This window comes from Pseudomonas sp. AGC41, from assembly GCF_057334555.1.
Window position 1 is genome coordinate 1 of record NZ_JBHFJB010000086.1, and the last position, 11,733, is coordinate 11,733.

The following is an 11,733-nucleotide window of genomic DNA, read 5'->3' on the forward strand; positions in this document are numbered from 1 at the left end:
CCCTATAGGTTCGACCCCGGCCATTGTGGGAGCGAGCCTGCTCGCGAAGCTTTTAGAATGGTCAGATCGGGCAGGTCACGCCTGTACCGCCAATGCCGCAATAACCTTCAGGGTTCTTCGCCAGGTATTGCTGGTGATACGCCTCGGCAAAGTAGAAGGTCGGCGCTTCGTCGATTTCGGTGGTGATTTCTCCCAGCCCGGCCTTGGTCAGTTCAGCCTGGAATACTTCCTTGCTCTTTTTCGCCGCTTCCAGCTGCTCGCGCGTGGTGCAGTAGATCACCGAGCGGTACTGGGTGCCGATGTCGTTGCCCTGGCGCATGCCCTGGGTCGGGTTGTGCAATTCCCAGAACATCGCCAGCAGTTCGTTGTAGCTGACTTTCTCCGGCTCGTAGACTACCAGCACCACTTCGCTGTGGCCGGTCAGGCCCGAGCAGACCTCTTCGTAAGTCGGATTGGGTGTAAAGCCACCCGCGTAACCCACCGCCGTGCTGACCACGCCTTCGCGTTGCCAGAACTTGCGCTCCGCGCCCCAGAAACAACCCAGGCCGAAAATCGCGAAATCCACATTGGTCACGAACGGGCCCAGCAATGGCGCGTCGAGGACGAAGTGTTTTTCCGGCACGGTCATCGGGGTTTCACGGCCGGGGAGAGCTTGATCAGGAGTAGGAAGCACGTTTTTGTTCACCAGGATTTCCGAGCGCAAGACCATCATCAGTCCTCTCAGTCAGATTGAATTGAGCGAAATTGACCGTCAGTGTGCCTCAGAAAAGCCGCGGATCGCTATAAGCGGCTGTCAGACAAGAGGGCCGCGCGGGTAGCGCTTGAGCTTCTCGACCAGCTCTGCACCGGGAATCGGCCGGTCGAACAGATAGCCCTGGCCCACGTCGCAGCGGTGGCGACGCAGGAACGCCAGCTGCTGGGCGGTCTCGATGCCTTCGGCGACGACCTTGAGTTTCAGGTTGTGGGCCATGGCGATCACGGCGGAGGTGATTTCCATGTCGTCCTGGTTGTCCGGGATCTCATGGATGAAGCTGCGATCGATCTTGATGATGTCGATCGGGAATTTCTTCAGGTAGCTCAGGGATGAATAACCGGTACCGAAATCATCCATGGCCAGGGTCAGGCCCAGGCGCTTGAGTTGGTCGAGCTGCAGGTGCGTGTCTTCGGTGGCTTCAAGCAGCAAGCCTTCGGTCAGCTCCAGCTCCAGCAAGCGTGCCGGCAGTTGCTCTTCCTTGAGGATGCTGGCGATCGAGGCCACCAGGTCCGGGTCGGAGAACTGCTTGGGCGACAGGTTGATCGCCACCTGCAGGTTACCCAGGCCAGCGGCGGTCAATTGCTTGCTCATGCGACAAGCCTGGCGGGCGATCCATTTGCCGATAGGGATGATCAGGCCGGTTTCCTCGGCCACGCTGATGAACTGGTCCGGACGGATCATGCCTTTTTCCGGGTGGTTCCAGCGCAGCAGCGCCTCCATGCCCAGCAGGCGGCCGCTGCGCAGGCACAGCTTGGGCTGGTAGAAAACGTCCAGCTCATTCTGGGTCAGGGCGCGGCGCAGGTTGTTTTCCACGAACAGCTTGTAGCTGGCCTCGGCATTCAGCGCCTCGGTGAATACCTGAACCTGATGCTTGCCGTTGGCCTTGGCCTTGTGCAGGGCGAGACCGGCGTTGCGCATCAGCGTCTGCGGGTCACGCCCATGCAACGGTGCGCAGGCGAGGCCGACCGAGCCGGTCACGCTGATCAGTTGGTTATCGACGAACATCGGCTTGTCGAGCGTCATCAGCAGCTGGCTGGCGATCTGCTGGCCGGCTTCCAGGCCGGTGTCATCCAGCAGCACGGCGAACTCGTTACTGGCGAACCGCGCCAGGCTGCCGCTTGGGCTCAGGCTGTTGCGCAGGCGTCGGGCCAGGCTGATCAGCAGCTTGTCGCCGGTCTGGTGGCCGAGGCTGTCGTTGATGCGCTTGAAGTTGTCGATGTCCACCAGCAGCAGGCTGATAGGCGAGTCGCTGTCCCGGGCGAAGCGTTCATCGAGATTGCGAATGAACGCCGGGCGGTTGCCCAGGTTGGTCAGGTTGTCGGTGTAGGCCAGGCGTTCGATGCGCTGCTGGGCCAGTTTGGTCTGGGTGATGTCTTCGTAGATGCCGATGTAGTGGGTCAGTTCGCGGTTGTCGCCATAGACCTTGGAAATCGACAGCTGGCCCCAGTAGGGCTCGAGGTTTTTGCGCCGGCTCTTGAATTCGCCTTGCCAGCTGTTGCTCTGGGCCAGGGCCGACGGTGCGTCGAAGAGCAGTTCGCTGAGATTCTCCAGGGCCGGCAGCTCGGACAGGCGCTGACCGTGGACTTCTTCAGTAGTGTACTGAGTGATGGCGGTGAAGCTCGGGTTGACGTATTCCACCACGCCGTCGCAGTTGACCAGCAGGAACGCGTTGGCGCTCTGTTCCACCGCGCGCTGGAACAAGTGCAGGGCACTGGTGGCGGTGCGCCGGTTGTGGTTGTTGATGACCTGGGCGAACTGGTCCGCCAGTTCGCCGGCGAAGGCGATTTCATCCGATTGCCAGGCGCGGGTGACGCCTACTTGCTCAAGGCACAGGACGCCTACCACCTGGCCGTCGATACGGATACTGGCGTCGAGGATCGCGTTGACGTCGCGGGCGCGCAGGTTCTCGGCCATCTCGCGGGTGCGCGGGTCGCGCATCGCGTTGTGGGCATCAATGGCGCGGCAGGTCTGCAAGGCTTCCATGTAGGTTGGAAACTCGCTGGCATTGATCACTTGCGGCAGAAAATAGTCCTGGGAGGCGCGGTTATAGGCCGAGATCGGCAGCAGCTTGCCGTCCTCCAGATTCCAGATGCTGGCGCTGTCGATCTGGTAGATATCGCAGGCGCTGCGGGTAATCAGCTCGGCGGCTTCCTGCAACGAATTGTTGGCGCTATAGCGCTGGCGGGTCAGCAGCAGGATCAGGTCCTGTTGAGCACGCACTCGGTCCAGGTGCTGGAGCTGCTCTTGCTGGGCGCGCTGGTTCAGCTCCAGGGCGATCTGCAGGCGCGAGTTCTGGGTCTCCAGGTCCAGCGCCGGCACGGAGGGCTCGGTCTGCAGCAGGCTGTCCACCACCAGCAGATAGCCGCGCAGCAAATGGCGATTGTGCTGTCTGTAGGTTTCACCCGTTTCCAGCAGGCTCAACGGGCCTCTGGCGGTGTGCAGGGTGTAGCGGATCTGGTAATGAGGGGCTTGGGCCAATTGCTGCTGGATCGCGTCGTGCAGCTGATAGCGCGCTTCCGGCTCCATGAGGCTGGCGTAGGGTGAGCTCACCAGCGAGCACAGCTCGACGGCCGGCAGGCCGAAGTAACGTTCGCAGTTGGGATCGAGAAACAGCAGCGCCCAGCTTGCTTCATTCAGCCGTTCGAAACGCAGCATACCGAGCCGCGAGGGCACCGGTAACTGCGTCACTACCTCGGCCGCCATACGGCTGGCGGCATCGGGTTGGCTTTTCATGAGGGAAACTCGCTTCGAAGATGCTGATCGCGCCGGGCCTGACGCCCTCGTTATTACGGATTGCCGCAAGGTTGCATCATTGCGGCACTGGCTGACAAGAGACATGAAGGCCAAGTGCTATAAACCTTTTATCGGCCGACCAGGGGATTTCTTCAGTGGCCGGCCGATCAGAGGCATCGGTTGTGCCACCGCAGCTCAGCGCAACGGTATATCGACGACCTCCAAGGGACTGCCGTCACGGCCATGAAAGGGCATTTGAACGCTCTGGGCCATTACTCGCAGCTGAGCGAAGTTGTCCTGGCGATGACCTTGTTGGTCGGTTCATGCCGATACTCGCCGCCCGTTGTCTTGGCCATGGGCGTGCAGCTTCCTCTGATTCCTTGTGGGGCCGAGCCTGCTCGCGATGGGACGCAACTGGCTGGCTTGAATTGCAGGCAAAAAAAGCCCCGCCAGACGGGCGGGGTTGAGGTACGAGCGTGGCGCTCGGAAAACGGATTTCGAATGGCCCTCCGTGGGGAGGGCCATTCGGTGTTACAGCAGGATGGTGCGGATGTCGCCCAGCAAGTCGCTCAGGCGCTTGGTGAAGCGTGCGGCGGCGGCGCCATTGATCACTCGGTGATCATAGGACAGCGACAGTGGCAGCATCAGCTTCGGCTGGAAGGCTTTACCGTCCCAGACCGGCTGGATGGTGGCCTTGGAAACGCCCAGGATCGCCACTTCAGGCGCGTTGACGATTGGCGTGAAGCCGGTGCCGCCAATGTGCCCGAGGCTGGAGATGGTGAAGCAGGCGCCCTGCATGTCGTCAGCGGTGAGCTTCTTGTTCCGGGCTTTTTCGGCCAGGGCAGCAGCTTCGCCAGCCAGTTGCAGCAGGCTCTTCTGGTCGACGTTGCGGATGACCGGTACCAGCAGGCCTTCCGGGGTGTCGACGGCAAAGCCGATGTGCACGTATTTCTTGCGGATCACAGCCTTGCCGCTCGGGGCCAGGGAGCTGTTGAAGTCCGGCAGTTCCTTGAGCAGGTGCGCGCAAGCCTTGAGCAGCAATGGCAGTACGGTCAGCTTCACGCCGGCCTTTTCGGCCACGGCTTTCTGCGCGACGCGGAAGGCTTCCAGCTCGGTGATATCGGCTTGGTCGAACTGAGTCACGTGCGGGATGTTCAGCCAGCTGCGGTGCAGGCTCGACGCGCCGATCTGCATCAGGCGGGTCATCGCGACTTCTTCGGTTTCGCCGAAGCGGCTGAAGTCGACTGCCGGAATCGGCGGGATACCCGCGCCGCCGGTGGCGCCTTCGGCCGGTGCGTTCTTGGCCTTTTGCATCATGGCCTTGACGTAGGCCTGCACGTCTTCCTTCAGCACGCGGCCGTGAGGACCGCTTGGACCAACGGCCGACAGCTCGACACCGAATTCACGGGCCAGCTGACGCACGGCTGGGCCAGCGTGCACCTTCGCGCCGCTTGGCGCAGGCGCAGCGGCAACAGGGGCAGGAGCCGCTTCGGCCTTGGCGGCAGGCGCGGCGGCTGGAGCCGGGGCCGACTCAGCCTTGGCAGCAGGCGCAGCAGCCGGCGCAGGCGCGGCAGGTGCCGAGGCACCGGCCACTTTCAGCTTGAGGATCAAGTCACCGGTGCCGACTTCGTCGTCCAGCTTGACCTCGACGCTTTCCACCACGCCGGCAGCCGGCGAAGGGATTTCCATGCTGGCCTTGTCGGATTCCAGGGTGATCAGCGACTGGTCGGCTTCGACGGTGTCGCCGGCCTTGACCAGCACTTCGATGATCTTGGCCTTGCCCGACGAACCGATGTCCGGGACATGAATGTCCTGGACAGAGGCCGCGGCAGGCGCAGCGGCCGGAGCAGGAGCCGCTTCGGCAGCCGGTGCAGCGGCAGGCTTTTCAGCCGCCGCCGGGGCCGCAGCTGGCGCTGGCGCTTCAGGTGCCGCAGCGGCGCCTTCGACTTCCAGTTCCAGCAGCTCGTCACCCTCTTTCAGGCGATCGCCCAGCTTCACTTTCAGGCTTTTGATGACACCGGCTTTCGGCGCGGGCACTTCCATGCTTGCCTTGTCCGATTCAAGCGTCAGGATGCTCTGGTCGGCTTCGATGCGGTCGCCGACCTTCACAAACAGTTCAATTACCTCACCTTCACCGCTGCCGATGTCAGGTACGCGAATGAGTTCGCTCACGAAAATTCTCCTCAGCAGTCCAGTGGGTTGCGTTTTTCCGGATCGATGCCGAACTTGACGATGGCCTCGGCCACCACCTTGGGTTCGATATCGCCGCGGTCAGCCAGTGCTTCCAGGGCTGCCAACACAACGAACTTACGGTCGACTTCGAAGAAGTGACGCAGCTTCTTGCGGCTGTCGCTACGGCCGAAACCGTCGGTGCCCAGCACCTTGAACTCCTTGGAAGGAACCCACTGGCGGATCTGCTCGGCAAACAGCTTCATGTAGTCGGTAGAGGCGATGACCGGACCTTTGCGACCGTTCAGGCACTCTTCGACGTAGCTCAGCTTCGGCTTCTGGCCAGGGTGCAAGCGGTTGCTGCGCTCTACGGCCAGGCCGTCGCGACGCAGTTCGTTGAAGCTGGTGACGCTCCAGACGTCGGCGCCGACGTTGAATTCTTCGCGCAGGATCTTCGCCGCTTCACGCACTTCGCGCAGGATGGTGCCCGAGCCCATCAGCTGGACGTGGTGCGCCGCTTCGCGGGTGTCTTCCTCCAGCAGGTACATACCCTTGACGATGCCTGCCTCGACACCGGCCGGCATGGCTGGCTGCTGGTAGGACTCGTTCATCACGGTGATGTAGTAGAAGACGTCCTGTTGCTCTTCGGTCATCTTCTTCATGCCGTCCTGGATGATCACCGCCAGCTCGTAGCCGTAGGTTGGATCATAGGTGCGGCAGTTCGGGATGGTCCCGGCCAGCATGTGGCTGTGGCCGTCTTCGTGCTGCAGACCTTCACCGTTGAGGGTGGTCCGGCCGGCGGTACCGCCGATCAGGAAGCCACGGGTACGGCTGTCGCCAGCGGCCCAGGCCAGGTCACCGATACGCTGGAAGCCGAACATCGAGTAGAAGATGTAGAACGGCAGCATCGGCTGGTTGTGGCTGGAGTACGAAGTACCGGCGGCAATGAAGGAGCTCATGGCGCCCGCTTCGTTGATGCCTTCTTCGAGGATCTGGCCCTTCTTGTCTTCCTTGTAGAACATCACCTGGTCTTTATCGACTGGCTCGTAGAGCTGGCCGACGGACGAGTAGATGCCCAGTTGGCGGAACATGCCTTCCATACCGAAGGTACGGGCTTCGTCCGGGATAATCGGGACGATGCGCGAGCCGATTTCCTTGTCCTTGACCAGTTGCGCGAGGATCCGCACGAAAGCCATGGTGGTGGAGATTTCACGGTCGCCCGAGCCGTCCAGGATCGCCTTGAGGGTTTCCAGTGGCGGGGTCGGGATGCTGAAGCTCTTGGCGCGGCGCTGCGGCACGAAACCACCCAGGGCGGCGCGGCGCTCGGCCAGGTAACGGGCTTCGGCGCTGCCTTCTTCCGGCTTGAAGAACGGCAGGTTTTCCAGCTCGCTGTCCTTGACCGGGATGTCGAAGCGGTCGCGGAACAGCTTCAGGCTGTCGACGTCGACTTTCTTGGTGTTGTGCGCGGTGTTCTTCGCTTCGCCGGCACCGGTGCCATAACCCTTGATGGTCTTGGCCAGGATGACGGTCGGCTGCTCTTTGTGGTTGACCGCCTGGTGGTAGGCCGCGTAGACCTTGTACGGGTCGTGGCCGCCACGGTTGAGCTTCCAGATCTCGTCGTCGGACAGGTCGGCAACCATCGCCTTGAGTTCAGGCGAGTTGAAGAAGTGCTCGCGGACGAACGCGCCGTCCTTGGCCTTGTAGTTCTGGTACTCGCCGTCGATGACTTCGTCCATGCGGCGCTGCAGGATGCCGTCGACGTCCTTGGCCAGCAGTGGGTCCCAGAAACGGCCCCAGATGACTTTGTTGACGTTCCACTGGGCGCCACGGAACACGCCTTCGAGTTCCTGGATGATCTTGGCGTTGCCGCGAACCGGGCCGTCGAGGCGCTGCAGGTTGCAGTTGATGACGAAGATCAGGTTGTCGAGCTTCTCGCGGCCGGCCAAGGAGATTGCGCCGAGGGATTCCGGCTCGTCGCACTCGCCGTCGCCCATGAAGCACCAGACTTTCTGCTTGCCTGGCTGGATGAAGCCACGGGCTTCCAGGTACTTCATGAAGCGTGCCTGGTAGATCGCCTGGATCGGGCCCAGGCCCATGGATACGGTCGGGAACTGCCAGAAGTCCGGCATCAGCCAAGGGTGCGGGTACGAGGACAGGCCGTTGCCGTCCACTTCCTGGCGGAAGTTGTTCATCTGGTCTTCGGTGATGCGGCCTTCCATGAACGCACGGGCGTAGACGCCTGGCGATGCGTGACCCTGGAAGTAGATCAGGTCGCCGCCGTGTTCGTCGGTCGGGGCCTGGAAGAAGTAGTTGAAGCCGATGTCATACAGCGTCGCGCTGGAGGCGAAGCTGGAGATGTGACCGCCCAGGTCAGAATCTTTCAGGTTGGTACGCATGACCATGGCCAACGCGTTCCAACGTACCAGCGAGCGAATGCGGCGTTCCATGAACAGGTCGCCAGGCATGCGTGCTTCGTGGGTGACGGGGATCGTGTTGCGGTACGGCGTGGTGATGGCGTAGGGCAGTTGCGAACCGCTGCGGGTTGCGAGTTCGCCCATACGGGTCATCAGGTAATGAGCACGGTCTTCGCCTTCTTTGTCGAGAACCGATTCCAGGGCGTCCAGCCATTCCTGGGTTTCGACGGGATCGAGGTCTTGCATGGCTTGCTCCAGGGCGGAAAGGCTACCAGAATCGGTTGCCTGAGTTTGCGACTGGCCTTGTGGGCAGACGATATAAATTCTTGGATTGCCGAAGGTTGTTTCGGCGGCGTGTAGTTTTACTACAAATCGTTGGCCGTTTCAGCCTTTCGAATGTATAGACGAGTAGTAAAACTACACATGAGCGGCTTATGGCCCCTCGCTTCGTTGTGAGAATAATCGTTACTGTTGGTCTTTAGCCAACTCGAACAGGTAAAAACTTGATGCCGGCTGCCAATAAAACCAGAAAATCAGCTATTTATCATCTTTGTTCGACAGTCGATCAGGTAGTGGCTTTGCAAAAAACACTACATCCAGCCTTTCCCGCGCCGATCAAGGATAGACCATGAGCCTGCCCTCGCTTGCCGAAATTCCGGCAATTCTCCAGTCATTGGTCAGTCGTTCCGAGCAGTCGTTCCGCGCGGCGGTCGCCTCTCTGGACGACGATCACGGGCTGTCCGCCTGGACGCCGCAGCGTTGGGCCGAGTTCAACCGCGTCGCCGCCGCCAGTGACTTTGTCAGCGAACAAAGTGTACGGGATCCTGAAATGCTGCTGGAACTGGTGCGCAGCGGTGAGCTGGACCGCAGCCTGGCGCCGGGGGAAATGTGCGGGCAGATCGCCGCTGCGGTACGAGCCGCCGAGAGCGAGGACGAACTGGGTCGCGTGCTGCGCCGCCAGCGCACCCGTCAGCAGGTGCGGATCATCTGGCGCGACCTGACCCGCCAGGCCGACCTGGTACAGACCTGTCGTGATCTCTCGGACATGGCCGATACCTGCATCGATCAGGCGTATCAGTGGTTGTACCAGCGCCTGAGCCAGCAATTCGGCACGCCCACCGGCCGGCGCAGTGGCGAGCCGCAGCAGATGGTCATCCTCGGCATGGGCAAGCTGGGAGCGGTGGAACTGAACCTGTCGTCGGACATCGACCTGATCTTCGCCTACCCCGAAGGTGGCGAAACCGTTGGTGCGAAGCGGCCGCTGGACAACCAGGAATTTTTCATCCGCGTCGGCCAGCGCCTGATCAAGGCCCTCGACCCGATGACCGTCGACGGCTTCGTGTTCCGCGTCGACATGCGCCTGCGCCCTTATGGTTCGGCTGGTGCCCTGGTGCTCAGCTTCAACGCGCTGGAGCAGTATTACCAGGATCAGGGCCGCGACTGGGAACGCTACGCCATGATCAAGGCGCGCGTCGTGGCCGGCGACCAGATGGCCGGCGCGCAATTGCTCGACATGCTGCGCCCGTTCGTCTATCGCCGTTACCTGGATTTTTCCGCCATCGAAGCGCTGCGCACCATGAAGCAGTTGATCCAGCAGGAGGTGCGGCGCAAAGGCATGGCCGACAACATCAAGCTGGGCTCGGGCGGCATTCGCGAGGTGGAGTTCATTGCCCAGGCGTTCCAGTTGATTCATGGCGGTCGTGACCTGAGCTTGCAGCAGCGGCCGTTGCTGAAAGTGCTGGGCATCCTGGAAGGCCAGGGCTACTTGCCGGCCAAAGTCATTGATGAATTGCGCCAGGGTTATGAATTCCTGCGGTACACCGAGCATGCGATCCAGGCCATTGCCGATCGCCAGACCCAGATGCTGCCGGATAACCCGCAGGACCAGGCGCGCATTGCGTTCATGCTGGGCTTCGCCGATTGGGCGGCGTTCCATGAGCAACTGATGTACTGGCGCGGTCGGGTGGCGTGGCATTTTGGCCAAGTCATCGCTGACCCGGATGAGGACGAGGGCGGCGAAGGCGAAGTGGTGGTTGGCGGCGAATGGTTGCCGTTGTGGGAAGACAGCCAGGACGAGGAAGCGGCGTCTCGTCAGTTGGAGGAGGGCGGGTTTGCCGATGCACCCAAAGCGCTCAAGGCCCTCGCCGTCCTGCGCGCCAGCCCGCAGCTGCGCGCCATGCAGCGCCTGGGGCGCGAGCGCCTGGACGCGTTCATTCCGCGCCTGCTGGCCCAGGCGGTGGAGCACGCCGACCCGGACCTGGTGCTCGAACGGGTATTGCCGCTGGTGGAGGCCGTCGCCCGCCGTTCAGCCTATCTGGTGCTGTTGACAGAAAATCCCGGTGCCCTGCGGCGCTTGCTGACGCTGTGCGCGGCGAGTCCGTGGATCGCTGAGCAGATCACCCGGTTTCCGCTGTTGCTCGATGAATTGCTCAACGAGGGCCGCTTGTTCAAGCCACCCCTGGCGCCTGAGCTCGCGGCGGAGTTGCGCGAACGTCTGACGCGAATTCCCGAGGATGATCTTGAACAGCAGATGGAAGCCCTGCGCCATTTCAAGCTGGCGCACCGCTTGCGGGTGGCCGCCTCGGAAATCGCCGGCAGCCTGCCGCTGATGAAAGTCAGCGATTACCTGACCTGGCTGGCCGAAGCGATTCTCGAACAGGTGCTGGCCCTGGCCTGGCGCCAGACGACTGCCAAGCACGGGGTGCCGTTGCGCACTGACGGCAGCCTGTGCGATCCGGGTTTCATCATTGTCGGTTATGGGAAAGTCGGGGGGCTGGAATTGGGGCATGGTTCCGACCTCGATCTGGTGTTTATCCACGACGGCGATCCACAGGCCGAAACTGACGGCCCGAAACCCATCGACGGCGCGCAGTTCTTCACTCGGCTTGGCCAGCGGATCATTCATTTACTGACGGCTCAGACCAATTCCGGACAGCTCTATGAGGTGGACATGCGTCTGCGGCCTTCCGGGGCGTCGGGCTTGCTGGTCAGCTCGCTGGGGGCGTTTGCCCGTTACCAGGAAAATGAAGCCTGGACTTGGGAGCATCAGGCGCTGGTACGCGCCCGGGTGCTGGTGGGCAGTCAGGATGTGGGCCAGGCGTTCGAGAAAGTCCGCGTTCAGGTACTGGGACGCTCGCGTGACTTGCCGACTTTGCGCCAGGAGGTCAGCGAGATGCGCGCCAAGATGCGCGATAATCTCGGCAGCAAGGCCACCGCCGCCGGAACCGCGCCAAATGCCTTCGAAGCCACGGCACCCTTCGATCTCAAGCAGGACGCCGGAGGTATCGTCGATATTGAATTTATGGTGCAATACGCGGCCCTGGCGTGGTCCGAAGAGCATCCATCACTGGTGCGCTATACCGACAACATCCGCATCCTGGACGGATTGCAGGAGGTCGGCTTGATGCCGGCCGAGGATGCCACGCTGTTGCGCGAGGCTTACAAAGCCTATCGCTCCGCTGCCCACCGCCAGGCTCTGCAGAAAGACGCCGGGGTGATCGCAGGCGATCAGTTCGTCGAGGAGCGTCGACAGGTGATGCGGATCTGGCGGGAGTTGGGGTTGAGCTGAAGGTAGATAAGCTCAAGATATGAATGTGGGAACGAGCCTGCTCGCGAAGGCGGAGTGCCAGGCGCCATGGATGTTGGAAGTGCCGGCCTCTTCGC

At 61.9% G+C, this 11,733-nt stretch carries 5 protein-coding genes; 1 reads left to right on the forward strand and 4 read right to left on the reverse strand.

From position 1 onward, the window contains the following. Positions 1 to 61: 61 nt before the first annotated feature. The 4 genes from msrA to aceE all read right to left on the reverse strand — a co-directional run bounded on the left by msrA (position 62) and on the right by aceE (position 8,316). The gene (gene msrA / locus ACE04F_RS15640) at positions 62 to 709 is read right to left on the reverse strand and encodes a peptide-methionine (S)-S-oxide reductase MsrA (RefSeq protein ID WP_486108044.1); all 648 of its coding nucleotides are present in this window, start codon (positions 707 to 709) and stop codon (positions 62 to 64) included. A gap of 84 nt (positions 710 to 793) precedes the next feature. Further along, positions 794 to 3,487 carry a putative bifunctional diguanylate cyclase/phosphodiesterase gene (locus ACE04F_RS15645; RefSeq protein ID WP_486108036.1) on the reverse strand — a complete coding sequence of 898 codons (2,694 nt, stop codon included), beginning with the start codon at positions 3,485 to 3,487 and terminating at the stop codon, positions 794 to 796. A 531-nt stretch (positions 3,488 to 4,018) separates the two neighbouring features. After that, positions 4,019 to 5,659, reverse strand: coding sequence for a dihydrolipoyllysine-residue acetyltransferase (gene aceF / locus ACE04F_RS15650; protein WP_486108038.1), 1,641 nt, complete (start codon positions 5,657 to 5,659; stop codon positions 4,019 to 4,021). A gap of 11 nt (positions 5,660 to 5,670) precedes the next feature. Further along, a complete protein-coding gene (gene aceE, locus ACE04F_RS15655) occupies positions 5,671 to 8,316 on the reverse strand; it encodes a pyruvate dehydrogenase (acetyl-transferring), homodimeric type (RefSeq protein ID WP_486108040.1) in 2,646 nt (881 codons plus the stop codon). Positions 8,317 to 8,698: 382 nt separating this feature from the next. Here aceE and glnE point away from each other — a divergent pair, with 382 nt between their 5' ends. Then, positions 8,699 to 11,638, forward strand: a complete 2,940-nt coding sequence (gene glnE, locus ACE04F_RS15660; protein ID WP_486108042.1) for a bifunctional [glutamate--ammonia ligase]-adenylyl-L-tyrosine phosphorylase/[glutamate--ammonia-ligase] adenylyltransferase — start codon at positions 8,699 to 8,701, stop codon at positions 11,636 to 11,638. The last annotated feature ends 95 nt before the right edge of the window (positions 11,639 to 11,733 follow it).

Bases quoted from the DNA above. Each gene is read 5' to 3' on its own strand.
- msrA (WP_486108044.1), bottom strand. From the start codon at position 709: ATGGTCTTGCGCTCGGAAATCCTGGTGAACAAAAACGTGCTTCCTACT.
- ACE04F_RS15645 (WP_486108036.1), bottom strand. From the start codon at position 3,487: ATGAAAAGCCAACCCGATGCCGCCAGCCGTATGGCGGCCGAGGTAGTG.
- aceE (WP_486108040.1), bottom strand. From the start codon at position 8,316: ATGCAAGACCTCGATCCCGTCGAAACCCAGGAATGGCTGGACGCCCTG.
- glnE (WP_486108042.1), top strand. From the start codon at position 8,699: ATGAGCCTGCCCTCGCTTGCCGAAATTCCGGCAATTCTCCAGTCATTG.